24 protein-coding genes are annotated in these 25,121 nt (G+C 57.9%); 13 read left to right on the top strand and 11 right to left on the bottom strand.

Going from position 1 to position 25,121, the window contains the following annotated elements; genetic code table 11:
* Positions 1 to 13: 13 nt before the first annotated feature.
* The 8 genes from murC to secA all read left to right on the top strand — a co-directional run bounded on the left by murC (position 14) and on the right by secA (position 10,296).
* A complete protein-coding gene (gene murC, locus E7738_RS10770) occupies positions 14 to 1,489 on the top strand; it encodes a UDP-N-acetylmuramate--L-alanine ligase (protein WP_031279704.1) in 1,476 nt (491 codons plus the stop codon).
* Complete coding sequence (locus E7738_RS10765; RefSeq protein WP_058770620.1) at positions 1,482 to 2,402, top strand: D-alanine--D-alanine ligase; 921 nt, start codon at positions 1,482 to 1,484, stop codon at positions 2,400 to 2,402. Before murC ends, E7738_RS10765 begins: the two co-directional genes overlap by 8 nt.
* 1 nt (position 2,403) lies before the next feature.
* A complete protein-coding gene (ftsQ, locus tag E7738_RS10760) occupies positions 2,404 to 3,243 on the top strand; it encodes a cell division protein FtsQ (RefSeq protein WP_021507557.1) in 840 nt (279 codons plus the stop codon).
* Entirely contained in the window at positions 3,240 to 4,496 is a 1,257-nt protein-coding gene (gene ftsA, locus E7738_RS10755; protein WP_013507861.1) for a cell division protein FtsA, read from the top strand. The genes ftsQ and ftsA overlap by 4 nt, the downstream gene beginning before the upstream one ends.
* A gap of 71 nt (positions 4,497 to 4,567) precedes the next feature.
* A complete protein-coding gene (ftsZ, locus tag E7738_RS10750; protein ID WP_021507556.1) occupies positions 4,568 to 5,722 on the top strand; it encodes a cell division protein FtsZ in 1,155 nt (384 codons plus the stop codon).
* A 101-nt stretch (positions 5,723 to 5,823) separates the two neighbouring features.
* The gene (gene lpxC, locus E7738_RS10745) at positions 5,824 to 6,741 is read left to right on the top strand and encodes a UDP-3-O-acyl-N-acetylglucosamine deacetylase (protein ID WP_031279703.1); all 918 of its coding nucleotides are present in this window, start codon (positions 5,824 to 5,826) and stop codon (positions 6,739 to 6,741) included.
* Positions 6,742 to 7,012: 271 nt separating this feature from the next.
* Entirely contained in the window at positions 7,013 to 7,513 is a 501-nt protein-coding gene (secM, locus tag E7738_RS10740) for a secA translation cis-regulator SecM (protein ID WP_031279702.1), read from the top strand.
* Between the two features lie 77 nt (positions 7,514 to 7,590).
* A complete protein-coding gene (secA, locus tag E7738_RS10735) occupies positions 7,591 to 10,296 on the top strand; it encodes a preprotein translocase subunit SecA (protein WP_059010287.1) in 2,706 nt (901 codons plus the stop codon).
* 40 nt (positions 10,297 to 10,336) lie between these two features.
* Here the strand turns inward: secA and E7738_RS10730 are convergent, their stop codons facing one another.
* Entirely contained in the window at positions 10,337 to 10,723 is a 387-nt protein-coding gene (locus E7738_RS10730) for a winged helix-turn-helix domain-containing protein (protein ID WP_021507552.1), read from the bottom strand.
* A gap of 186 nt (positions 10,724 to 10,909) precedes the next feature.
* On the opposite strand from E7738_RS10730, the gene mutT reads away from it, so the two are divergent.
* Positions 10,910 to 11,305: an 8-oxo-dGTP diphosphatase MutT gene (gene mutT, locus E7738_RS10725; protein WP_010618124.1), complete on the top strand. Its 396-nt coding sequence runs from the start codon at positions 10,910 to 10,912 to the stop codon at positions 11,303 to 11,305.
* A 26-nt stretch (positions 11,306 to 11,331) separates the two neighbouring features.
* Here the strand turns inward: mutT and yacG are convergent, their stop codons facing one another.
* From yacG to coaE, 3 genes are read right to left on the bottom strand one after another with little or no spacing between them, the layout of a single operon-like run.
* Positions 11,332 to 11,529: a DNA gyrase inhibitor YacG gene (gene yacG / locus E7738_RS10720; protein ID WP_021507551.1), complete on the bottom strand. Its 198-nt coding sequence runs from the start codon at positions 11,527 to 11,529 to the stop codon at positions 11,332 to 11,334.
* A gap of 8 nt (positions 11,530 to 11,537) precedes the next feature.
* Positions 11,538 to 12,281 carry a cell division protein ZapD gene (zapD, locus tag E7738_RS10715; RefSeq protein ID WP_031279701.1) on the bottom strand — a complete coding sequence of 248 codons (744 nt, stop codon included), beginning with the start codon at positions 12,279 to 12,281 and terminating at the stop codon, positions 11,538 to 11,540.
* 4 nt (positions 12,282 to 12,285) lie between these two features.
* Positions 12,286 to 12,894 (bottom strand): dephospho-CoA kinase, encoded by a 609-nt coding sequence (coaE, locus tag E7738_RS10710; RefSeq protein WP_088516649.1) that lies wholly within the window; start codon positions 12,892 to 12,894, stop codon positions 12,286 to 12,288.
* Positions 12,895 to 13,102: 208 nt separating this feature from the next.
* On the opposite strand from coaE, the gene E7738_RS10705 reads away from it, so the two are divergent.
* Positions 13,103 to 14,143, top strand: a complete 1,041-nt coding sequence (locus E7738_RS10705; protein ID WP_021507548.1) for a GMP reductase — start codon at positions 13,103 to 13,105, stop codon at positions 14,141 to 14,143.
* Positions 14,144 to 14,173: 30 nt separating this feature from the next.
* Here E7738_RS10705 and hofC read toward each other — a convergent pair whose 3' ends face one another.
* From hofC to nadC, 4 genes are all read right to left on the bottom strand, one after another.
* Positions 14,174 to 15,373 carry a protein transport protein HofC gene (gene hofC / locus E7738_RS10700; RefSeq protein ID WP_288423324.1) on the bottom strand — a complete coding sequence of 400 codons (1,200 nt, stop codon included), beginning with the start codon at positions 15,371 to 15,373 and terminating at the stop codon, positions 14,174 to 14,176.
* Complete coding sequence (gene gspE / locus E7738_RS10695; RefSeq protein WP_104094007.1) at positions 15,366 to 16,754, bottom strand: type II secretion system protein GspE; 1,389 nt, start codon at positions 16,752 to 16,754, stop codon at positions 15,366 to 15,368. The genes hofC and gspE overlap by 8 nt, the downstream gene beginning before the upstream one ends.
* Entirely contained in the window at positions 16,747 to 17,196 is a 450-nt protein-coding gene (ppdD, locus tag E7738_RS10690) for a prepilin peptidase-dependent pilin (RefSeq protein WP_058759497.1), read from the bottom strand. The genes gspE and ppdD overlap by 8 nt, the downstream gene beginning before the upstream one ends.
* A 176-nt stretch (positions 17,197 to 17,372) precedes the next feature.
* The gene (nadC, locus tag E7738_RS10685) at positions 17,373 to 18,269 is read right to left on the bottom strand and encodes a carboxylating nicotinate-nucleotide diphosphorylase (protein WP_059010285.1); all 897 of its coding nucleotides are present in this window, start codon (positions 18,267 to 18,269) and stop codon (positions 17,373 to 17,375) included.
* Positions 18,270 to 18,451: 182 nt separating this feature from the next.
* On the opposite strand from nadC, the gene ampD reads away from it, so the two are divergent.
* Positions 18,452 to 19,003: a 1,6-anhydro-N-acetylmuramyl-L-alanine amidase AmpD gene (gene ampD, locus E7738_RS10680; protein WP_010618114.1), complete on the top strand. Its 552-nt coding sequence runs from the start codon at positions 18,452 to 18,454 to the stop codon at positions 19,001 to 19,003.
* Between the two features lie 16 nt (positions 19,004 to 19,019).
* Positions 19,020 to 19,874 (top strand): beta-lactamase regulator AmpE, encoded by an 855-nt coding sequence (gene ampE / locus E7738_RS10675; RefSeq protein WP_058780446.1) that lies wholly within the window; start codon positions 19,020 to 19,022, stop codon positions 19,872 to 19,874.
* On the opposite strand, the gene E7738_RS10670 is transcribed toward ampE, so the two are convergent.
* The 3 genes from E7738_RS10670 to aroP form a co-directional block, all read right to left on the bottom strand.
* On the bottom strand, positions 19,856 to 20,809 hold the full coding sequence (locus E7738_RS10670) for a glycoside hydrolase family 43 protein (protein ID WP_394515616.1): 954 nt from the start codon (positions 20,807 to 20,809) through the stop codon (positions 19,856 to 19,858). The two genes, ampE and E7738_RS10670, sit on opposite strands and share 19 nt — an antisense overlap.
* Complete coding sequence (locus E7738_RS10665; RefSeq protein ID WP_031279699.1) at positions 20,806 to 22,212, bottom strand: glycoside-pentoside-hexuronide (GPH):cation symporter; 1,407 nt, start codon at positions 22,210 to 22,212, stop codon at positions 20,806 to 20,808. The genes E7738_RS10670 and E7738_RS10665 overlap by 4 nt, the downstream gene beginning before the upstream one ends.
* A gap of 154 nt (positions 22,213 to 22,366) precedes the next feature.
* Entirely contained in the window at positions 22,367 to 23,722 is a 1,356-nt protein-coding gene (gene aroP, locus E7738_RS10660; RefSeq protein ID WP_058759500.1) for an aromatic amino acid transporter AroP, read from the bottom strand.
* A gap of 512 nt (positions 23,723 to 24,234) precedes the next feature.
* On the opposite strand from aroP, the gene pdhR reads away from it, so the two are divergent.
* Positions 24,235 to 24,999, top strand: a complete 765-nt coding sequence (gene pdhR, locus E7738_RS10655; protein WP_021507539.1) for a pyruvate dehydrogenase complex transcriptional repressor PdhR — start codon at positions 24,235 to 24,237, stop codon at positions 24,997 to 24,999.
* Positions 25,000 to 25,121: the final 122 nt, after the last annotated feature.

Raw genomic sequence — 25,121 nt, 5'->3', positions numbered from 1 at the left:
GTAACAGAGACAGATGAATACACAACAATTGGCAAAACTGCGTTCTATTGTGCCCGAGATGCGTCGCGTCCGGCACATCCACTTTGTCGGCATCGGCGGTGCCGGCATGGGCGGTATTGCCGAGGTGTTGGCGAACGAAGGCTATCACATTAGCGGCTCCGATCTGGCGCCCAATCCGGTTACGCAGCATCTGGCCTCGCTGGGCGCGACCATTTACTTCAACCATCGCCCGGAAAATGTTACCGACGCCAGCGTCGTCGTGGTTTCCACCGCCGTGGCGCAGGACAACCCGGAGCTGGTGGCGGCGCGTGAGCAGCGTATCCCGGTGATCCGCCGGGCGGAGATGCTGGCTGAGCTGATGCGTTTCCGTCACGGCATCGCGATTGCCGGCACGCACGGCAAAACCACCACCACCGCGATGGTGACCAGTATTTATGCGGAAGGCGGTCTCGATCCGACGTTCGTCAATGGCGGTCTGGTCAAAGCGGCGGGTACGCACGCACGCCTCGGCAGCAGCCGTTATCTGATTGCGGAAGCGGACGAAAGCGACGCGTCTTTCCTGCATCTACAACCGATGGTGGCGATTGTCACTAACATCGAAGCGGATCACATGGATACCTATCAGGGCGATTTTGAGAACCTGAAGCAGACGTTTATTAACTTCCTGCACAACCTGCCGTTCTACGGGCGCGCGGTGATGTGCGTGGACGATGTGGTGATTCGCGATCTGATTCCGCGCGTGGGCCGTCAGGTCACCACCTATGGTTTCAGCGACGATGCGGATGTGCGGGTCGAAAACTACGAACAGCGCGGCGCGCAGGGCCACTTCACCCTGATTCGTCAGGACAAGCCGGTGCTGCACGTGACGCTGAATGCGCCGGGTCGCCATAACGCGCTGAACGCCGCGGCAGCCGTGGCGGTTGCCAGCGAAGAGGGCATTGACGACAACGCTATTCTGGCGGCGCTGGAGAGTTTCCAGGGCACCGGTCGACGTTTCGACGTGCTGGGCGAGTTTGACACCGCAGCCGTTAACGGTAAGCCAGGCAGCGCGATGCTGGTCGACGATTATGGCCATCATCCGACCGAAGTGGATGTCACCATCAAAGCGGCGCGCGCCGGCTGGCCAGAGAAAAAGCTGGTGATGGTGTTTCAGCCGCATCGCTATACGCGCACCCGCGACCTGTTCGATGATTTCGCCAATGTGCTGTCGCAGGTGGATGTGTTACTGATGCTGGATGTCTACCCGGCGGGCGAAGCCGCTATTCCGGGCGCGGACAGCCGTTCACTGTGCCGTGCCATCCGCAATCGCGGCAAGGTCGATCCGATTCTGGTCTCCGAGCACGAAGCGCTGCCGGATGCGCTGGCACCGCTGCTGTCTGGCGACGACCTGGTGATTGTGCAGGGCGCCGGCAACATCGGCAAAATTGCCCGCAAGCTGGCTGAGATTCAGCTGCAGCCGGCTCTGAACACGGAGGCGCGCCATGGCTGAGAAAGTCGCGGTATTGATGGGCGGTACCTCCGCCGAGCGCGAGGTGTCACTGATGTCCGGCAGCGCGGTGCTGGCGGGACTGCGCGAGATGGGCATTGATGCGCACGGTGTCGACACCCGTGACGTCTCAGTGCTGGACCTCCGGCAGCAGGGCTTTGCCAAAGCGTTTATCGCGCTGCACGGTCGCGGTGGCGAAGATGGCACGCTGCAGGCGCTGCTGGAGTTTCTGCAACTGCCCTACACCGGCAGCGGCGTCATGGCGTCGGCCATCACCATGGATAAACTGCGCAGCAAACTGCTGTGGCAGGGCAGGGGATTGCCGGCGGGCAAATTTGTCTGGCTGACGCGCCAGCAGTATGAGCAGGGGCTGGATGCTGCAGCGCAGGCGTCGATTGACGCGCTCGGACTGCCGCTGTTTGTGAAGCCAAGCTGTGAAGGTTCCAGCGTTGGCATCAGCCGCGTGAACCAGGCGGAAGCGCTGCCAGCCGCGCTGCAGGAGGCGTTTCGCCATGATGATGACGTGCTGGTGGAAGCTTTTCTCAGCGGTGCCGAATACACCGTGGGCATCGTCGGCGACGAAATTCTGCCGTCAATCAGAATTCAGACCGCCAGCGAGTTCTATGACTATGAAGCAAAATACATTTCTGACGATACTCAATACTTCTGCCCGAGCGGCCTGAGTGCGGAGAAAGAGGCGGAACTGCAGACATTAGTGCTGGCCGCGTGGCGCGCGTTAGGCTGCAGCGGCTGGGGACGGGTTGATGTGATGGTCGACGGCGACGGCAACTTCCAGCTGCTGGAAGTGAACACCTCGCCTGGCATGACCAGCCACAGCCTGGTGCCGATGGCGGCAAAGCAGGCGGGATACAGCTTCCCGCAACTGGTGGCGCGCATTCTGGAGCTGGCTGACTGATATGTCTCAGGCGGCACTGCGCGTTAGAAATCGCGAACCTCAGGAGCGTGCGCGCTCCGGACGGAGCAACGGAGCACGGCTGTTTGGCATCGTGTTCCTGCTGCTGGTGATGGGCATCATGGTGGCTGGCGGCCTCGTGGTGCTGAAGTGGATGAATGATGCGTCGCGTCTGCCGCTGTCGAAGCTGGTGGTGACGGGCGAAACCCACTACACCACGCACGATGATATTCGTCAGGCGATTTTATCGCTCGGCGCGCCGGGAACGTTCATGTCGCAGAACGTGGACATTATCCAGCAGCAGATCGAGCGTTTACCGTGGATTAAACAGGTTAGCGTGCGCAAGCAGTGGCCTGATGAGCTGAAGATAAACCTGGTGGAGTACGTCCCGGTGGCACGCTGGAATGACTCGCACATGGTGGACGCCGATGGCGTCTCCTTCAGCGTCCCGGCCAGCCACATCGGCAAAGAGACGTTGCCGATGCTGTATGGTCCGGAAGGCAGTGAGAAAGAGGTATTGGCCGGCTATCACACCATGAGTGATGTGCTGCGGGCCAGTAAGTTTACCCTGAAGGTCGCGTCGATGACGGCGCGGCGCTCGTGGCAGCTGGTGACCAGTGACGATGTGCGCATCGAACTGGGGCGCAGCGATACCATGAAGCGTCTGAACCGTTTTATTGAGCTCTATCCGGAGTTACAGCAGCAGGGCCAGAGTCAGAACCAGCGCATCAGCTATGTTGATCTACGCTATGACTCCGGCGCCGCAGTAGGCTGGGCACCGGCACCGATTGAGCCACAGGACAGTAATCAGCAACAAAACCAGGCACAGGCTAAACCACAATGATCAAGGCAACGGACAGAAAACTGGTAGTAGGACTTGAAATCGGCACTGCGAAGGTCGCCGCCCTGGTTGGGGAAATTCTGCCCGATGGTATGGTCAACATTATTGGCGTCGGCAGCTGCCCGTCCCGCGGTATGGACAAAGGCGGCGTGAACGATCTGGAGTCGGTGGTGAAGTGCGTTCAGCGCGCCATCGACCAGGCGGAATTGATGGCAGACTGCCAGATTTCGTCGGTATACCTTGCTTTATCGGGCAAACATATTAGTTGTCAGAACGAAATCGGGATGGTTCCGATTTCCGAAGAGGAAGTCACTCAGGATGATGTGGAAAACGTGGTGCATACGGCGAAATCCGTTCGCGTGCGCGACGAACATCGTATTCTGCATGTGATTCCACAGGAATACGCCATCGATTATCAGGAAGGCATCAAAAATCCGGTTGGCCTTTCCGGCGTGCGTATGCAGGCCAAGGTGCATCTCATCACCTGCCACAACGATATGGCAAAAAATATCGTGAAAGCCGTTGAACGTTGTGGCCTGAAAGTTGACCAACTGATTTTTGCCGGACTGGCATCCAGTTTTTCGGTGCTGACCGAAGATGAACGTGAGCTGGGAGTCTGTGTTGTTGACATCGGTGGCGGTACAATGGATATCGCGGTGTACACCGGCGGCGCGCTGCGTCATACCAAAGTGATTCCCTATGCCGGGAACGTGGTGACCAGTGATATCGCCTATGCCTTTGGCACACCGCCAACCGATGCCGAAGCGATTAAAGTGCGTCATGGTTGTGCGCTGGGTTCGATTGTCGGCAAAGACGAAAACGTCGAGGTGCCGAGCGTGGGTGGACGTCCACCGCGCAGCCTGCAGCGCCAGACGCTGGCAGAAGTGATTGAGCCGCGTTACACCGAACTGCTGAATCTGGTGAACGACGAGATTCTGCAACTGCAGGAGCAACTGCGCCAGCAGGGCGTAAAGCATCACCTGGCAGCCGGTATTGTGCTGACCGGCGGTGCGGCGCAGATTGAAGGTCTGGCGGCCTGTGCACAGCGGGTGTTCCACACCCAGGTGCGCATCGGTCAGCCGCTTAACATCACCGGCCTGACGGATTATGCGCAGGAGCCGTACTACTCGACGGCGGTTGGTCTGCTGCATTACGGCAAAGAGTCACACATGAACGGTGATGCAGAAACGGAAAAACGTGCTTCAGTGGGCAATTGGTTTAAACGCATCAACAGCTGGCTGAAGAAAGAGTTTTAATTTTTTGAAAAAGGAGATCATCAGGCAATGTTTATGATCTCCAGGCGACAGGCACATAACGGAGAGAAATCATGTTTGAACCTATGGAATTAACCAATGACGCGGTGATTAAAGTCATCGGCGTCGGCGGTGGCGGTGGCAACGCCGTAGAGCACATGGTACGCGAGCGTATCGAAGGTGTGGAATTCTTCGCTGTGAATACCGACGCGCAGGCGTTGCGTAAAACGGCGGTCGGCCAGACGATTCAGATCGGGACCAATATCACCAAAGGTCTCGGTGCGGGTGCTAACCCGGAAGTCGGCCGTACCTCGGCGGAAGAGGATCGCGAAGCACTGCGTTCTGCGCTGGAAGGGGCAGACATGGTGTTTATCGCCGCGGGCATGGGTGGCGGTACCGGTACCGGTGCAGCTCCTGTGGTGGCAGAAGTAGCCAAAGATTTAGGTATCCTGACGGTTGCGGTGGTGACGAAGCCCTTCAACTTCGAAGGGAAAAAACGCATGGCGTTTGCTGAGCAGGGTATCGCAGAGCTGTCCAAGCATGTTGATTCACTGATCACCATTCCTAACGACAAGCTGCTGAAAGTACTGGGCCGTGGTATCTCTCTGCTGGATGCCTTCGGTGCGGCTAACGACGTGCTGAAAGGTGCGGTGCAGGGTATCGCAGAATTGATTACCCGTCCGGGTCTGATGAACGTCGACTTCGCCGACGTGCGTACCGTGATGTCAGAAATGGGTTACGCGATGATGGGTTCTGGCGTTGCCTGTGGTGAAGACCGTGCTGAAGAAGCGGCCGAAATGGCGATCTCCAGCCCGCTGCTGGAAGATATCGATCTGTCGGGTGCGCGTGGCGTGCTGGTCAACATCACGGCGGGCTTCGACCTGCGCCTGGATGAGTTCGAAACCGTGGGTAACACCATCCGCGCCTTCGCCTCGGACAACGCGACCGTGGTTATCGGTACCTCGCTGGATCCAGAGATGAACGACGAGCTGCGCGTCACCGTGGTGGCGACCGGTATCGGCATGGACAAGCGTCCGGAAATCACTCTGGTGACTAACAAGCCTGCGACTCAGCCGGTCATGGATCATCGCTACCAGCAGCACGGCATGGCGCCGCTGCCGCAGGAGCAGAAACCGGCCGCGAAAGTGGTGAATGACCAGCCAGCGTCATCCAGCAAAGAGCCTGACTATCTTGATATTCCAGCCTTCCTGCGTAAACAGGCAGACTAAGAATATCCTGAGAATTGGGATTCTCCGCTCTTTGTGCTAAAGTATTCGCCCGCCGGTAATTTATACTGGCGGTCGGATGGGTAATATTGCGAGATAATGCGATGATCAAACAAAGGACATTAAAACGTATTGTTCAGGCGACTGGCGTCGGTTTGCATACCGGCAAAAAAGTCACGCTGACTTTACGCCCTGCGTCGGCTAATACCGGGGTCATCTATCGTCGCACTGACTTGAATCCACCGGTTGATTTCCCGGCTGATGCAAAATACGTGCGCGACACCATGCTGAGTACCTGCCTGGTGAATGATGAAGGCGTGCGTATTTCGACGGTTGAACACCTGAATGCTGCATTGGCAGGTCTGGGTATCGACAACATTATTGTTGAAGTCGATGCACCAGAAATTCCGATCATGGATGGCAGTGCCGCGCCTTTTGTTTATTTGCTGATGGATGCCGGTGTCGAAGAGCTGAACAGCGCGAAGAAATTCGTGCGCGTGAAGCAAACGGTACGGGTTGAAGATGGCGATAAGTGGGCCGAGATTAAACCGTACAACGGTTTTTCACTCGACTTCACCATCGACTTCAAACATCCGGCGATCGACTCAAGCTCGCAGCGTTACCAGCTCAATTTCTCGGCTGAATCCTTTGTGCGTCAGATTAGCCGTGCGCGCACCTTCGGCTTTATGCGTGAAATCGAATATCTGCAGTCTAAAGGCCTGTGCCTGGGCGGTAGTTTAGATTGTGCGATTGGCCTCGATGACTTCCGCGTATTGAATGAAGATGGCCTGCGCTTTGAAGATGAGTTCGTGCGTCACAAAATGCTGGACGCCATCGGCGACCTGTTCATGTGTGGTCATAACGTGATTGGCGCATTCTCTGCGTTCAAGTCCGGCCATGCGCTGAACAACAAACTGTTGCAGGCGGTACTGGCGAAGCAGGAAGCCTGGGAATGGGCGACCTTCGAAGACGAAGCTGAACTGCCACTGGCCTTCAAAGCGCCAAATTTAGTGCTGGCTTAATTAGTCAGCCATCAAACGGCGGGCTTCCCTGACACCCTCTCCGGTCAGTGGAACCCGCCGTTTTTTATTGCCCGCCGCTAAGCTGTAATCCCGCTCGCAAAACCCTGTTGCCAGCGACCAAACCCTGCGCAAAAAAACGTGAAATCCGCCGTAAGCCCTTTAATCCCTGATGTCGAAGCCCCACATAAGTGCTATTATCTGGCGCTCATGTAAGCAGGGTGCGTAACGCAACTCTGGCTTAGCGCTTAATGACTGGCATGATGGACGAAAGGTGATCGGGATTTTCTCACGCTGGCGACAACTCGGCAGACGCTATTTCTGGCCTCATCTCCTGTTGGGAATGGTGGCGGCCAGTCTCGGCCTGCCTGCCTGTGCACAAAGCGCAGAACCCACCAGCAGCGATTCGCCGGTCAGCAGCCTGTTTACCGGCAAGGTGGTGCGGTTTGATCACCTGATTCGCCTGCAGGAAAGCGCGCGCCGTCCCAGTTTCAACGTTGACTACTGGCATCAGCACGCCATCCGCACCGTTATTCGCCATCTCTCATTCAGCATGACGCCGCCCGCGACCGCGGAAGCGGAGCATGCATTGCCGCTGGCGGCGCAAAAGCTGGCGCTGATTGACTCGCTGCAGGCGCTGCTGACTTCACCCGCGCAACCTTTAGCCGCGATGGCACCGCCGTCGCGAGCGCATCATGTTTCGCCCAACGTTCACTCTTCTGCTGACTGGCAGGCTGCTATTCATGGCATCCGCGCCGGACCTTTCATTGCTTAACGCTAACGTTATTTTCCTTTTTCTGTTTTTTGCTTTTGCAGCCCGTATTGTCACGGCTGAATTGAGATAAATTTATTATGTTAATCAAATTGTTAACGAAAGTTTTTGGTAGCAGCAATGATCGTACTCTGCGCCGCATGCGTAAAGTGGTCGATGTCATCAACAAGATGGAGCCGGAGTTCGTCAAACTGTCTGACGACGAACTGAAAGCGAAAACCGATCAATTCCGCGAGCGCCTGAAAAAAGGTGAAACGCTGGAGAGCCTGATTCCCGAAGCCTTCGCCACCGTGCGTGAAGCCAGTAAGCGCGTGTTTGGCATGCGCCACTTTGATGTGCAGCTGATCGGCGGCATGGTGCTCAACGAACGCTGCATCGCGGAGATGCGCACCGGTGAGGGTAAAACCCTGACTGCGACGCTGCCAGCCTACCTGAACGCGCTGAGCGGCAAGGGCGTGCACGTTGTGACCGTCAACGACTATCTGGCGCAGCGTGACGCCGAAAACAACCGTCCGCTGTTTGAGTTCCTCGGTCTGACAGTCGGTATTAACCTGCCGGGCATGCCGGCGGTGGCTAAGCGCGCTGCCTATGCAGCCGATATCACCTACGGCACCAACAACGAATACGGCTTCGATTATCTGCGCGATAACATGGCCTTCAGTCCGGAAGAGCGCGTACAGCGTAAACTGCACTATGCGCTGGTGGATGAGGTGGACTCGATCCTGATCGATGAAGCGCGTACGCCGCTGATTATCTCGGGTCCGGCCGAAGACAGCTCCGATCTCTACATCAAGGTCAACAAAATCATCCCGCACCTGGTGCGCCAGGAAAAAGAAGACTCGGATAACTTCCAGGGCGAAGGTGACTTCTGGGTGGATGAAAAAGCCCGTCAGGCGCACATGACCGAGCGCGGTCTGGTGAAAGTGGAAGAGCTGCTGGTCAGTCAGGGCATCATGGATGAGGGCGAATCACTCTACTCGCCGACCAACATCATGCTGATGCACCACGTGACGGCAGCACTGCGCGCCCATGCACTGTTCACCCGCGACGTTGACTACATCGTGAAGGACGGCGAGGTGATCATTGTTGATGAACACACCGGCCGTACCATGCAGGGACGTCGCTGGTCTGATGGCCTGCATCAGGCGGTCGAAGCCAAAGAAGGTGTGGAGATCCAGAATGAAAACCAGACGCTGGCTTCCATCACCTTCCAGAACTACTTCCGTATCTACGAGAAACTGGCCGGTATGACCGGTACCGCTGATACTGAAGCGTTTGAATTCAGCTCCATCTACAAACTCGATACCATCGTGGTGCCGACCAACCGTCCGATGGTGCGTAAAGATATGGCCGATCTGGTCTACATGACCGAGAAAGAGAAGATCGACGCCATTATCGAAGATATTCGTACCTGTACGGCTAACGGTCAGCCGGTACTGGTGGGCACCATCTCGATTGAAAAATCGGAAGTGGTATCTCAGGAGCTGACGCGCGCGGGTATTAAGCACAGCGTACTGAACGCCAAGTTCCACGCCAGCGAAGCGGATATCGTGGCACAGGCAGGTCAGCCAGCCGCGGTAACCATCGCGACCAACATGGCCGGTCGTGGTACGGACATCATGCTCGGCGGTAGCTGGCAGGCGGAAGTGGCCGCGCTGGAAAACCCGACGGAAGAGCAGATTGAAGCCATCAAGGCGGCGTGGAAATTGCGCCATGATGCGGTGCTGGCGGCAGGCGGTCTGCACATTATCGGTACCGAACGCCACGAATCACGCCGTATCGATAACCAGCTGCGCGGCCGTGCGGGCCGTCAGGGTGACGCCGGTTCTTCGCGCTTCTATCTGTCGATGGAAGATGCGCTGATGCGTATCTTTGCCTCCGATCGTGTGTCCAACATGATGCGTAAGCTGGGTATGAAGCCGGGTGAAGCGATTGAGCATCCGTGGGTAACCAAAGCGATTGCTAATGCGCAGCGCAAAGTTGAAAGCCGCAACTTCGATATCCGTAAACAGCTGCTGGAATACGACGACGTGGCTAACGATCAGCGCCGCGCCATTTACAGCCAGCGTAACGAACTGCTGGATGTCTCTGACGTTTCGGACACCATCAACAGCATCCGTGAAGATGTGTTCAAAGCCACTATCGACACTTACATTCCGCCGCAGTCGCTGGAAGAGATGTGGGACGTCCCGGGGCTGGAAGAGCGTCTGCGCAATGATTTCGATCTGGATCTGCCGATTGCCGAGTGGCTGGATAAAGAGCCGGATCTGCATGAAGAGACGCTGCGTGAGCGCATCATGAGCCGCGCCAGCGAAAACTATGCGGCGAAAGAAGAAGTGGTCGGCGCAGAAATGATGCGCAACTTCGAAAAAGGCGTGATGCTGCAAACGCTCGACTCGCTGTGGAAAGAGCATCTGGCTGCGATGGACTATCTGCGTCAGGGTATCCATCTGCGTGGCTATGCGCAGAAGGATCCGAAGCAGGAGTACAAACGTGAATCTTTCGCCATGTTTGCCGCGATGCTGGAGTCGCTGAAGTACGAAGTGATCAGCACCCTGAGCAAAGTGCAGGTGCGGATGCCGGAAGAAGTGGAAGCGATGGAGCAGCAGCGTCGTGAAGAAGCAGAGCGCCTGGCACAGCAGCAGCAGCTCAGTCACGTCGATGACGACACCGCAGCGGCCGCTGCACTGGCGGCACAGGGCGGTGAGCGAAAAGTGGGACGTAACGATCCGTGCCCATGCGGCTCAGGTAAAAAATACAAACAGTGTCACGGTCGTCTGGCCTGATAACAAAAAGGAGCCCGCGGGCTCCTTTTTCTTTGGCTGATTAGCGGGTAATCGCCATCAGCTTCTCCTCATTCAGCCGCACGCCATGGTAGGGCAGCGTAACCAGCAGCCCATCCGGCAAACCATAGCGTTTCAGCAACGCCCGGCTCTGAAACAGCAGCTGGTGATAGTTGTTATCGCTGATCCCCGGATAGCTCTCATTCCATACTGTGGCAATGATCTGCCGTTTGGACGTGATGCGCAGCAGCAGGCAGGAGAAGAAGCGCTTCTGCGCTTCATTAAGCGGGATGGTCTTCTGCTCTGGCCACCAGGTTAAGGTGTTCTGCGCGCTGTCGAGCGTCAGGATGTCGTGAAAAACCAAATGGCGTAAGGTATTCATCTGTTTCTGTGCGTCTTGCGCCAGAAACGTTGTTAGTTTGCGTTCCATGTGTAGTCGGCCTGGCTTAGAGTAAAGTGGCTGCGAGTATTCCCAACATGGCGCCGTGCGATCATTACGACCTGTCTTAATAACTGGAATCTGTGCGACAGGATCGCGGTGAAGCCGACAGCAGTTAACATCGTCCGGCGTCTGCTTTAAAATCAGCGCTCACTCACTACAAGCGGAATCCAGCTTATGAAACACCTGCAGGTGGCGGTGGGCATCATTCGCAATGCCAGTCGTCAGATCTTTCTTGCCCAGCGCGCAGCAAGCTCCCACATGGCCAACAAATGGGAGTTCCCGGGCGGAAAAATTGAACAGCACGAAAGCGCAGAACAGGCGTTAAAACGTGAGCTAATGGAAGAAACCGGTATTGAAGTGACGGCGGCGAAAGCGATTGGTCAGGCCGACCACAGTTACGATGACCTGCGTGTTACGCTGCATTTTTTCCTGGTGGAGGGCTGGCAGGGTGAGCCGTGGGGACGCGAAGGTCAGCCGCAGCGTTGGGTCGAGCAGCGTGATTTAGTGGCTGATGAATTTCCACCTGCCAACCACGCCCTGATTGCCCGCTTAGTGGCGGGCGAGATTTAAACTCAGGGGCCGCGTGCCCCTGCCGATCACGACTGCTCTTCACTCCAGTCGTCACTCTCCGTCATGTCTCCGCTGCTGGGAATGCGTTTCTCTTCAGCGGCCCACTCACCCAGATCGATCAACTGACAGCGTTTGCTGCAAAACGGGCGCCACGGGCTGAGTTCATCCCACATCACGGCTTTACCGCAGTTGGGGCAAGGTACGGTAATCATCTCTTCCTGCATAACATCCTCTAACAACAGGCTAATTCAAAATTCAGTCGCGCCGGTACTTCGCCGCGTTCGCTATCGAGCGGTAAAAAGCGGATGGCATAGCGGCTTTTATGACCAGAGACCTGCGGATAGAGCGCATCTTCCAGCGTCAGCTGCAGGCGCAGCAGGTCGGACCCTTCGGCGTTATCCTGATAAAAGCCGTTGAGGCTGGTCTGATGGCGAAACACGCCTGACTGACGAATCAGGTTGAGGATCATCGTCAGGCTGTTGCGCAGCGGATCGAGCGAGGCCAGCCAGCTATTCACCAGGGTATCGCGCAGCGCCTGTGGCTGGTGCAGCCAGATGTGTAAACCCGGCAGATCAAAACTGCAGCAGCCGCCGGGAATGCTCAGGCGCTGACGTACGGAGGCAATCAGCCGGTCTTCGCGCAGCTGCTGACCCATGCGCGGCGCGGCCATCAGCTCGCTGGACTGCTGCTTTAGCTGTTCGCGCAGCTGGCTGACGGTGTGTTCATCGACACCCGGCACATCCAGCCAGGCACGCAGTTTTTGCTGCTGACGCTCCAGCTCTTTTAACAGCTCGGTGCGCATATCGCCGCGTTCGAAGATATCCAGCAAGTCGCCAATAATACGAAATACACCCAGTGCGGCAACCGAGCTGTTGACCGGCAGCGTTTCGTCCAGCTGGTTAATCAAAAACTCCACGCGCAGCCAGGTGCGCATTTTCTCATTCAATGGGTGTTCAAACAGAACCACTGTGCTCATGATATTAATCCCGTCCGGTTGCTGCCAGGCGCAAATAGCGCTGGTGAAGTTCAGCAACGCGCGGCAAAGCCTGTTCCGGCGTGCCACTGTTATCAATGATGTCATCCGCGCAGGCTAAACGCTGCTGACGGCTGGCCTGCGCGGCAAGAATCCGTTGCGCCTGGCTGAGAGAGATACCATCACGCTGGCGGGTGCGCTGCAGCTGCGTGGCCTCATCGACATCCACGACTAATACCCGGTCAGCCTGATGCTGCAGACCATTTTCTACCAGCAGCGGCACTACCCACATGACGTAAGGCGAAGCTGCCTGCGCCTTCAGCTGCTGGGTACGGGCGTTAATCAGCGGATGCAGCAGTTGATTGAGCCAGTTTTTCTCTTGCGGCTGCTGGAAAATAATTTCCCGCAAACGCGCGCGATAAAGCGTGCCTTCTGCGGTCAGAATCGATTCTCCGTGGCGTTTCACAATCGCATTGAGCGCAGGTGTGCCCGGTTCAACCACCTCGCGGGCAATCACATCGGCATCAATGATGTCGACGTTCAGCGCGGCAAAAGCGTTAGCAATGGTGCTTTTACCACTACCAATGCCGCCGGTCAGTGCAACGGTAAAAGGCATAGCGTTCTCTCAACATTTTTCTCATCTGCCGCAGCGTGATGAGAGCCCGATCACAATCGGTTTTCTCAGCTAAATTTAACGGATTGTAGCTTAAATAAAGTGAAATTCGCAGTCTTGTCGCGGAACGAATGGCGCGTATGATAACGACACTGGAGCCGTGAGCGCTACCCGAACTGCGGTTCGTCGTCACTAACCAGGACACTCTGCTATGCGTATCGAAGAAGATGTAAAACTGGGCTTTAAAGATGTATTGATCCGCCCGAAACGCTCCACGCTGAAAAGCCGTTCCGAGGTTGAGCTGGAACGTACGTTCACCTTCAAACATTCAGGCCTCGCCTGGTCCGGCGTTCCGGTGATTGCCGCCAACATGGATACCGTCGGCACCTTTACCATGGCCGAAGCGCTGGCTGGCTTTAACGTGCTGACCGCCGTTCACAAGCACTACAGTGTTGAAGCGTGGCAGACCTTTATCCAGCGCGTACCGGCCACGGTGCTCAGCCACGTGATGGTCTCCACCGGGACCTCAGAAGCAGATTTTACAAAGTTAAGCGCGATCCTCGCGCTGTCGCCCCAACTCAATTTTATCTGTATTGATGTGGCAAACGGCTACTCCGAGCACTTTGTTGCCTTCCTGCAGCGCGCGCGGGAAAGCTTCCCGGGGAAAACCATTTGTGCCGGGAATGTAGTGACCGGTGAAATGGTCGAAGAGCTGATTCTGTCCGGTGCCGACATTGTGAAGGTGGGAATCGGCCCGGGATCGGTCTGCACCACGCGCGTCAAAACCGGCGTTGGCTACCCGCAACTCTCCGCGGTGATTGAGTGTGCTGATGCGGCGCACGGCCTCGGTGGGCAGATTGTCAGTGACGGCGGTTGCGCCGTGCCGGGCGATATCGCCAAGGCGTTTGGCGGCGGGGCCGATTTCGTGATGCTCGGCGGCATGCTGGCGGCGCACGATGAGTGCGAAGGCACTCTTGTTGAAGAGCAGGGCGAGCAGTTCATGCTGTTCTACGGCATGAGCTCCGAATCAGCGATGAAACGTCATGTGGGCGGTGTGGCGGGCTACCGCGCCGCAGAAGGTAAAACCGTTCGTCTGCCGCTGCGTGGACCGGTCGCGGAGACGGTGAAAGATATCCTCGGCGGGCTGCGTTCGGCCTGTACTTACGTCGGCGCAGAGCGCCTGAAAGAGCTGACCAAACGCACCACCTTTATTCGTGTGGCAGAACAGGAAAACCGCGTCTTTAACCGCTGATGTGCCGCAACGGGCGCCGCGTGCGCCCGTTTAACGTATGGCGTCTCCCAGACCAAATACCGGCAGATACATGGCAATCACCAGCGTGCCGACAATGCCGCCAATCACCACCATCATTAATGGCTCCAGCGAAGCGGCGAGGCTGTCTGCGCGCGTCAGCGTTTGCGCTTCGTGCCACTCCGCCAGTCGCGCCAGCATCACATCCAGCGCACCGGCCTCTTCACCGACGCGGATCAGCTGAGCGCACAGCGGCGTAAACAGCGGATGTCCCTGTAGCGCCTGATGCAGCGGTGCGCCAGCGGCAATGTGCTGCTGTAACGCCACGATGGCATCGCGCCACAGTCGCGCGGCCAGCGTCACTTCCACCGCCTGCAGGCTTTGCAGCAGCGTCAGTCCGGCCTGCTGCGTCAGTTGCAGAATCGCATATATCTGGCTGAGCTGACCGCCGCGCCACAACGGGGCCAGCAGCGGAAGCCGCAGCAGCCACTGCTGGCTGCGCTTTTGCCACGCAACGGATCGTCGATAGGTCAGACGCGCCAGCCACCCGGACGCCACACCGCACAACAGCAGCGGCAGCGCCGCCTGCTGCAACAGTGCCGACAGCGCCATCACGCCGGCGGTAAAGGCCGGCAGCGGTGCGTCAAAGCTGGCGTACACCGCAACAAATTCCGGCAGTACAAACAGCAGCATCCCGGCGCTGACCGCCAGCGCTACCAGCAGGATGAACAGCGGATAGCGCAACGCTTTCACCACTTTCTGGCGCAGAAACTGTTGCCTGCTCTGCTGTAGTGCCAGCTGGCGGCAGCACTCGTCCAGTTGTCCGGTCAGCTCACCAACCTGCATCAGCGCCGGAAACAGCGGCGGGAAGATATCCGGCCAGGCGCGCAGCGCCTGAGAAAACGGCTCTCCGGCCATGACCCGCTGTTGCAGAAGGCTCAGCAGCACGCGCCAGCCTGCATGGGGATGGCCGCTGGCCAGCAATGTCAGACTCTCCGCCAGCGGCAGCCCGGCTTTCAGCAACGTCGCCAGCTGGCGCATCAGGTCAATTTTCTGCTGCCACTTCCAGTCGCGCGCGCGCCAGCATTTCCCGCGCTGCCAGCTCACCACCAGCATGCCGCGATCGCCCAACTGGCCGAGCAGGGCATCCTGCGTGGGCTGCAGCGACTCGCCCTCCTGCAGCAGGCCCATGCTGTCCAGTGCCTGCCAGTGAAACTGGTAGCGATTAGCCATTGCCAAGGCCCACCACGCGCTGCATCTCCTCGAAAGAGGTATCGCCGCGGCTCACCGCCTCCAGCCCGGCGGTCAGCAGCGTTTTCATTCCCTGCTCCGCGGCCAGCGTCAGCAGGTGCTCCAGCGGCATATCAGCCGAGATAGCGTTCTGCAACCTGCTGCTCATCGGCAGGATTTCAAACAGCGCCAGGCGGCCGTAATAACCCGAGAAGCAGTGATCGCAGCCGGGGGCACGCCAGGTTTGCAGCGTGCCGGGCCACATGTCGCCGGGCAGATGGGCAATCGCCTGGCCGGGCTGACGGCAGTGCACGCACAAACGGCGCACCAGCCGCTGCGCCACCACCAGCTGTAGCGCCGGGCCAAGCAGATAGCCGGGAATGTCCATCTGCCGTAGGCGGGTCAGGGTTTCGGCCGTCGAGTTGGTGTGCAAAGTCGAGAGCACCAGATGTCCAGTCTGCGCCGCTTTTACGGCGATGCTGGCGGTTTCAGCATCACGGATTTCACCGATCATTATGACGTCCGGATCCTGCCGCAGCAGCGCGCGCAATACGCGGTTAAAATCGAGACCGCTCCGTGGCTGTACCTGTGTCTGGTTAATCCCCTGTAGCGGAATTTCCAGCGGGTCCTCCACGCTGCAGACGTTTTTCTCCGGCACGTTGAGGGCGCTAAGGCTGCTGTACAGCGTAAAGGTTTTGCCGCTGCCGGTTGGGCCGGTGACCAGAATCAGCCCCTGCGGTTTGGCCAGCGCGTTTTTCAGCAGGCGCAGCTGTGGCGCCGGCATGCCCAGCTTATCGAGCGCAATGGCGCTGTTTTCGCTTTGCAGCAGGCGCACCACCGCTTTTTCCCCCTGGCTGACCGGCAGGGTCGACAGGCGGAACGCCGCCGGTTTGTCATCCATCTCCAGACTGAACTGGCCATCCTGCGGCAGCCGACGCTCCGCGATATCCAGACCGCCGAGAATTTTCAACCGTGCCAGCACGGCGGCGGGTGGGGCATCCGGTAACTGCGGCAGCGGATGCAGCACGCCGTCAATCCGCAGCCGTACGCGCAGCCCGTGACGCTGCGGTTCAAAGTGCACATCGGAGGCGCGTCGCTGTATGGCCTGGCGCAGAATCTGATCCACCGCGTGAATGGCGGACTCGGCGCTGGCCTGTTCGCGCGGTGCCGCACTGCTTTCTGGCTGGTGCAGCAGCTGCTCCAGCCGTGCGGCGGGCCAGCATTCGACCTCGACTGCGCACTGGCTGGCAAACTGCAGCGCCTCTAACAACAGCGGGTCTGGCGCGTCCGCGACCGCCACGCGCAAGTGCGTGGCGTCGTGGTGCAGTATCACGGCCTGATAGCGGGCACACAGCGCCTGCAGGGTGCTATCCGGCTTATCCATTGTTTTCTTCCTTGTCGGCAAAGCGGAACTGCTCGAGACAGCTGTCGCGCAGGCTGGTGTTGTCGCTGGTGCAGCTGCGTTGCCAGCTGAGTGCGCCTTCCGCCGCATTCCATATCGGCAACATTGCAACGGTTAACCCCGTCAGGCTCTCCTGGCCGGTCAGCGTAATGGCACCATTCACCACGCTCAGGTTCGCCACATAGCGTGAGCCTTTGGCGGCGGGAATACCGCGCTCGCCGGCCTGACACTGCGCCGGTCCGCCGCGCTCAATGGCGCACAGCTCCACGGCAGTTTTATAGGGCACCATGGTTTGCAGCATGTCGGTCAGCGCGGCACGTTGCAGATAATTTTGGTAAGCGGGCAGGCCAATGGCGCTGAGGATGGCGACGATACCGATAACAATCATCAGCTCGATCAGGGTAAAACCGCGTTGTTTATCCATAATGAGGCTCCTTGTTGTGGAGCCGCAACGGTAAGAAAGGGCGGGCAAAAGCGGAAGGGGGCGCGTTTCAATCCCGGAAAGGGGCGCGCAGACAATGTAGCGCGTTACAGGCGAAGCCACATGATGATGGAAGCCGGCTCGCAAACTGCCGCCAGCACCGGCGGCATGGCCAGACGTCAGACTTCGCGAAAACGCATCGACAGATCGAGTGCCTGCACGTGCTTAGTCAGCGCGCCCACCGAGACATAATCCACTCCGGTGGCGGCGATCTGCGGCAGCGTCGTCTCCGTCACGTTGCCGGACACCTCCAGCAGTGCGCGCTTCGCAGTCAGCGTAACCGCCTGCTGCATCATCGCCAGCGTGAAGTTATCCAGCATGATGATGTCGGCGCCGGACGCCAGCGCCAGCTGCAGTTCGCTGAGACTTTCCACTTCCACCTCGACCGGCACATCCGGGTGCAGCCACAGGGCTTTCTCCACCGCTTTACTGACCGAACCGCTGGCAATGATGTGGTTTTCTTTAATCAGGAAAGCGTCGGACAGGCCCAGGCGATGATTCTGCCCGCCGCCGCACAGCACCGCATACTTGAGCGCGGTGCGCAGGCCAGGCAGGGTTTTGCGCGTATCCAGCAGCTGGGTATTGCTGCCAGATAAGAGCGCCACATAGCGGTTCACGGCTGTCGCTACGCCGGAGAGCGTCTGCACAAAGTTTAACGCGGTGCGTTCTGCCGTCAGCAGCAACCGCGCCGGTCCCCGTAATTCAAACAGCAGCTGATCGGCCACCAGCGGTTGGCCGTCTTCGACGTGCCAGGTAATGGAAACGTTATTGCCCAGCTGGGTAAACACCTCTTCCACCCAGCGTTTACCACAGAAAACACCGGCTTCGCGGGTGATAACGCGCGCTTCAGCCTGCGCCGCCTGCGGCAACAGCTGGGCGGTGATGTCGCGGTCCGCGTCAACGTCACCGCCTAAATCCTCCTGAAGCGCGCGCGCCACGGTTTCCGGGATATCCAGCTGAATACGTTTAAGCAGTTCCTGACGACGATGTTCGGGATTATAACGACGCGACACCATGATTTTGCGGCTCCACCCTGCGGATTACGTGCGCTCACCTTAGCCTGATTTTGCAGCTATTGCCAGACACGCCAGGTGAAATGTTTAGTATCCTTAACTTGCTGATGCCATAACGCATTAAGTCACAAGCAGTGAGGTGGAATCATGGTATTCTCAGCCAGATTTTGTTCAGGATAACAGGCATGAAACTGGAACACGGCTGGATCACGAGCGCACGCAAGGTGCCGTCGCCGCACTTCAATGCGCGGCCGGATAACGAAGCGCCGTCGCTGCTGATCATTCATAACATCAGTCTGCCGCCGGGCGAATTTGGCGGTCCGTGGATTGACCGGCTGTTCACCGGTACGCTACCGGCTGATGCGCATCCCTATTTTGCGGATATCGCCCAGTTACGCGTGGCGGCGCACTGTCTGATTCGCCGTGACGGTGAGCTGGTACAGTATGTTTCCTTTGACCAGCGCGCCTGGCACGCCGGCATTTCGCAGTTTGCCGGACGGGAAAACTGCAACGATTTTTCCATGGGTATTGAGCTGGAAGGCACTGATACGCTGCCCTACACCGATGCCCAGTACGCTACGCTGCAGCAGGTTACCCGCCTGCTGATGCAGCATTATCCGCTGACGCCGCAGCGTATCACCGGTCACAGCGATGTTGCGCCGGAACGCAAGACCGATCCCGGTCCGGCATTTGACTGGATACGCTATAAACAGGCTATCGGGCAGGAGCACCCCTGACACCGCAGGAGCAGGTATGACGTTGTTTAGTTTGTTGTTAGTTTTGGGTTGGGAACGCCTTTTTAAATTAGGTGAACACTGGCAGCTGGATCATAGGCTTGAGCCGCTGTTTCGCGGTCGCCAGCGCTTCTCGTTGCTGCGTACGCTGCTGATGACCGTGATCGCCATGCTGCTGGTCTGGGTGGTGGTGTGGAGCCTGAAGGGCATTCTGTTTGGCGTGGCGCAGCTGCTGTTCTGGATTGTGGTCGGTTTGCTGTGCATTGGTGCCGGCTCGGTGCGGTTGCATTACCACCAGTATCTTAAAGCGGCGAGCCACGATGATGAAGCGGCCCATCAGGCGATGGCGGCAGAGCTGACGCTGATTCACGGCGTGCCGGTTGACTGTAGCGAGCGCGAATTTCTGCAGGCGCTGCAAAACGCGCTGATCTGGATTAATTTCCGCTTCTATCTTGCGCCGCTGTTCTGGTTTGTGGTCGGTGGCCCTTACGGGCCAGTGTTGCTGGTGGGGTATGCGTTTCTGCGCGCCTGGCAGAGCTGGCTGGCAAAACACCGTTCCCCGCTGGAACGCGCACAGTCCGGCATCGATCGCATTCTGCACGTGCTGGACTGGATTCCTGTGCGGCTGGCCGGTGTGGCTTATGCGCTGCTCGGCCACGGCGAGCGTGCGCTGCCGGCATGGTTTGCTGCGCTCAGCGATGTGCATCGTCCACAGTATCAGGTGCTGACCAGCCTGGCGCAGTTCTCGCTGGCGCGCGATCCGCATCTGGATAAAGTGGAAACGCCACGGGTCGCCGTGGCGCTGGCCAAACGCGTTTCGCTGGTACTGGTCGTGGTAGTGGCGCTGCTGACCATCTACGGCACGTTAGTGTGATCGGCAGGCGGCACGCCGAAATCCGGTGTGCCGTCTTCGCGCCAGGCAAAATATTTAAGCCGCGTATGGCGGTTGGGATCCCACAGCGGATCGCCCTCAATTTCGGTGTAATTCCGTGCGTGATACACCAGCACGTCCCGTCCTGCTTCATCCACGGTAAAACTGTTATGCCCCGGACCGTACTGGTGATTATCCCAGCTGGTGGCAAATACCGGCCGCGCCGATTTGTGCCATGCGCTGATGTCGAGCGGATCGGCCTGCGCGTCAATACTCAGTATGCCGAGGCAGTAATTTTCATCCGTGGCGCTGGCTGAGTAGGTGACAAACAGCCGCTCGCCATGGCGAATCGCCGCCGGTCCCTCATTGACGCTAAAGCCGGCACACTCCCACTCATACTCCGGCCGGCTGAGCATCAGCGGCTGGGTTTTCAGCGTCCACGGATTCAGTAATTCCGCCAGATACAGGTTGGAGTTACCGGGAATGGCCGGGTCTTTTTGCGCCCACAGATACCAGTTTTTACCCTGATGCACGAAGTGGGTGGCGTCAAGGGCGAAGGTATCGAGGTGGGTTTGCACGCGGCGGCACGGCTGCCAGTGACCGCTGAGCGGATCGGCATCATCACATACCAGCGCGTACATACGGTGCTGAAACAGCCCCTCTTTAATTTCGCGGGACGGCGCGGCGGCGAAGTAAATCACCCACTGGCCATTAATCAGGTGCAGTTCCGGTGCCCAGATCAGGGCGCTGAAGGGACCACTGTCCGGTTTATGCCACACGGTTGTGGCCGGGGCGGTAATCAGGCCGTTAAGCGTGCTGGCATAGCGCAGCTCCAGCCGATCGTACTCGGGCACCGAAGCGATAAAGTAATAGCCATCGCTGTGGCGCAATATAAACGGATCGGCACGTTGCGTAATAAACGGGTTAGGCCAGCTCATTTAATTTCTCCTGGTTGTGAGGTTGCGCGGCGAACAGGGGCGGACAGGTCATGGAAGTTGGCGCGACGCAGCGCGAGATCCTGCTGGATGGTGCGCATCAGCGCGCGGTCCACTTTCAGCAGGCGCACCACGCCGGCGGTGATCAGATAGCCGACGCCGGGGATCAGGGTAAACAGCAGCACAATGCCGTTAAGCGCGCTGGCAGACTGCTGCTTCGCCGCTGCGTCATAGCCATACATCGACAATAAAAACCCGACCATGGCACCCGCTACCGCCAGTCCGACCTTGAGGAAAAACAGGTTGCCGGAGAAGCTGATCCCGGTGATGCGTTTACCGGTTTTCCATTCGCCGTAGTCATCGACATCAGCCATCAGCGACCAGTGCAGCGGTGACGGGATTTGGTGCAGGATGTTCAGCAGGAAATAAGCGATCACCACGGTGACGGTGGCGTGCGGATCGATCCAGTAAAAGCCGCTGGAGAACAGCGCCAGCGCAATGTTGGTCCAGAAAAACACCTTGAGCTTGCACCAGCGATCGGTGAGGACTTTCGCCAGTGTGCTGCCCAGCATCATGCCGATGACGCCCAGGCTGATAAACAGCGTCGCAAAGTGCGTCGACTGGCCCATCACCCAGGTGACGTAATACATGGTGGCGGCCATGCGAATAAAACCGGGACAGACATTACAGAACGTCAGCAGCAGAATGCGCACCCACTGATCGTTCTTCCATACATCGCGCAAATCTTTCTTCAGATCATCGTTGCTCGGTACCGCCGGGCGAATACGCTCGCGCACCGTGGCAAAACAGAACAGAAACATCACCAGGCCAATCAGCGCCAGCACGCTCATCGCCAGCTGATAGCCGCGCGCTTTGTTGTCACCGCCAAACCACTCGGCCATCGGCAGCAACGACAGCGAAAGGATTAGTGTGGCGATGCCCACCATGACAAAGCGGTATGACTGGCAGGAGACGCGTTCACCGGGATCGTTAGTGATGACGCCCCCCAGCGAGCAGTAAGGAATATTGATGGCGGTGTAGGTCAGCGACATCAGGAAATAGGTGACAAATGCCCAGATCACCTTGTTGTCGTAGCTCCAGTCCGGGGTGGTAAACATCAGCACGCTGAACAGCACGTAGGGCAGCGATATCCACAGCAGCCACGGGCGAAAGCGTCCCCAGCGGCTCTGCGTGCGGTCGGCAATCGCGCCCATTATCGGGTCGGTCACCGCATCCAGCACCCGTACTGACAGCAACAGCGTGCCGACCAGCGCCGGAGCAAGGCCAAATACGTCGGTGTAGAAGTAGTTGAGGAACAGCATGATGGCACCGCCGATCATGTTGCATCCGGCGTCACCCATGCCGTATCCCAGTTTTTCTCTGAACGAGAGGGCTGCTCCTTTCATCAGTCGTCTCCTGCGACAAGTGGAGCAAAAATTATCAGCGTTAAATCAGTAACCTGGTGGGGAACAATCGGTCAGGATGATGGACAAAATACGCGGGCGGGGAAAAGTGTGAAGCGGATCGGCCCGGCAGCAGCGTGCCGGGCCCGGTGAAGCATCAGGCTTTCTGTACCCGATTTTTAACGGTATAACCCACGGCCAGCACCAGCAGCCACACCGGAATCAGCCACACTGAAATCGCCATGCCCGGCGTCATCAGCATGATCACCAGAATGGCCGCCAGGAACAGCAGGCAGATCCAGTTACCCAGCGGATACAGCACCGCCCTGAAACGGGTTGTCACGCCCTGCTGGTCTTTTTTCTTGCGGAATTTCAGGTGCGCGAGGCTGATCATCGCCCAGTTGATGACCAGCGCGGAGACCACCAGCGACATCAGCAGGCCGAAGGCTTCGCCCGGCATCAGATAGTTAATCAACACGCACAGCGCAGTGGCTACCGCCGAGACCAGAATGGTCGCCACCGGCACACCACGACGGTCCACTTTCAGCAGCGCTTTTGGCGCGTTGCCCTGCTGCGCGAGGCCGAACAGCATGCGGCTGTTACAGTAAACGCAGCTGTTATACACCGACAGCGCGGCGGTCAGGATCACCACGTTGAGCGCATTTGCCACCAGCGCATCACCCAGTTCGTGGAAGATCAGTACAAACGGGCTGGTCTCTTCGGTGACGCGCGTCCATGGCAGCAGGGACAGCAGCACCGCCAGTGAGCCGATGTAGAAAATCAGGATACGCCACAGCACCTGGTTGGTGGCTTTAGGGATGCTCTCTTGTGGATTGTCGGCTTCTGCGGCGGTGATCCCCACCAGTTCAAGGCCGCCGAAGGAGAACATGATGATCGCCATCATCATCACCAGCCCGCTGACGCCGTGCGGCAGGAAACCGCCCTGGTTCCACAGGTTGCTGACGCTGGCCTGTGGGCCGCCGTTGCCGCTAAACAGCAGCCAGCCGCCAAACAGGATCATGCCGATGACCGCCACCACTTTGATAATCGCGAACCAGAACTCCATCTCACCGAACACTTTAACGTTGGTCAGGTTGATGGCGTTGATCACCACAAAGAAGATAGCCGCAGTGGCCCAGGTGGGGAATTCCGGCCACCAGAACTGAATATATTTGCCGACGGCGGTGAGTTCAGCCATCGCCACCAGCACATACAGCACCCAGTAGTTCCAGCCGGAGGCAAAGCCGGCAAAGTTGCCCCAGTATTTATAGGCGAAGTGGCTAAAGCTGCCGGCCACCGGCTCTTCCACCACCATTTCGCCGAGCTGGCGCATGATCAGGAAGGCAATAAAACCGGCGATGGCATAGCCGAGAATCACGGCCGGACCGGCCGATTTAATCACTGATGCGCTGCCCAGAAACAGACCGGTACCGACGGCACCGCCCAGCGCAATCAGCTGAATATGGCGATTTTTCAGGCCGCGATGCAGCGTTTCGCCATGCTGTTGTTCCATACAAACCTCATGATGTTGTTATTGTGCACCTGCAGTGCGCGCACTGTAAGGCTGTTCTATCTGTGTACGTTTTTCTTTACGGTATCCGGCGGGCTGTGTGCAAGCCTGAGCTACCCTGGCGACCAGAATAGTGATAAGCGCGCCGCTTTGCACCTGCTTTTGCTTTTTGTGCTGAGAGATGGCTGAAAAAGCAGCAGCATCCTCTGCGCTTCCCTTGCGCTATTTCTGCCATGAATAAGGCTTAAACACGAATAGCATTCGCTTATGGCTACGCAGCCTGGTGCGCGCTAATGCAGTGTAAGGTTTGGTAAAAGTGAAATCTGTTAACATTTGCCGGGCTGAGACGCTTTTCTGCCAGATCCCGGTAAGTTAGCGCACGGTAACCGGTGTTTGCGGTGAAAGTGTGCGGGGGGCCATATAGACACAAGGTGAATACTTTGTTACTTTACGGGCACCATTTTTCAATTGGTATTACCAATTTACTCCGGACGTTTGGCTCATAAGAAGGGATGATGGCCTACAGTAAAATTCGCCAACCCAAGCTCTCCGATGCAATCGAGCAGCAGCTGGAATCCCTGATTATGGAAGGGACGCTCCAGCCGGGTGAAAAACTGCTTCCCGAGCGTGAACTGGCCAAACAGTTTGATGTCTCACGTCCATCGCTGCGCGAAGCGATCCAGAGTCTGGAAGCCAAAGGCCTGCTGCTGCGCCGTCAGGGTGGTGGCACCTTCGTACAGCAGAATCTCTGGCAAAGCCTGAGCGACCCGCTGGTCGGCCTGCTTGCTGAACATCCTGAATCCCAGTTTGACCTGCTGGAAACCCGCCATGCGCTGGAAGGCGTTGCGGCCTACTACGCTGCGCTGCGCGGCACCGATGAAGACCTGCAGCGTATTCGCGACTGTCACGTCAACATCCAGCAGGCGCAGGACAGCGGCGATTTAGATGCTGAGGCCGATGCGGTCATGAAGTATCAGATCGCTGTCACAGAAGCCGCCCATAATGTGGTGCTGCTGCATTTGCTGCGTTCGATGGGCCCTATGCTGGAACAGAACGTCCGTCAGAATTTCGAATTGCTCTACGCTCGCCGCGAAATGCTGGCGAAAGTGAGCGGTCACCGCGCCAGTATCTTTGAGGCGATTGTGGCTCGTGAGCCAGAACAAGCACGCGAGGCATCCCATCGTCACCTGGCGTTCATTGAGGAAATCTTGCTGGACAGAAGTCGGGAGCAGAGCCGTCGTGAACGCTCCCTGCGTCGTTTACAGCAACGTAAGGAATAACGCACGGCAATGAACGTGCGACATAAACGACGGGCCTGTCTTCTTGTGCTGTGAATCAGAAGCAAAGCACAAGCAGACAGGCTCCTGATAATTCAACGTATTAGACACAGATAAGGAATACA

The sequence above is a fragment of the Pantoea sp. SGAir0430 genome (assembly GCF_043549295.1).
Note: the sequence above shows the minus strand (reverse complement) of the source record. Positions and strands in the feature narration are given on the sequence as shown.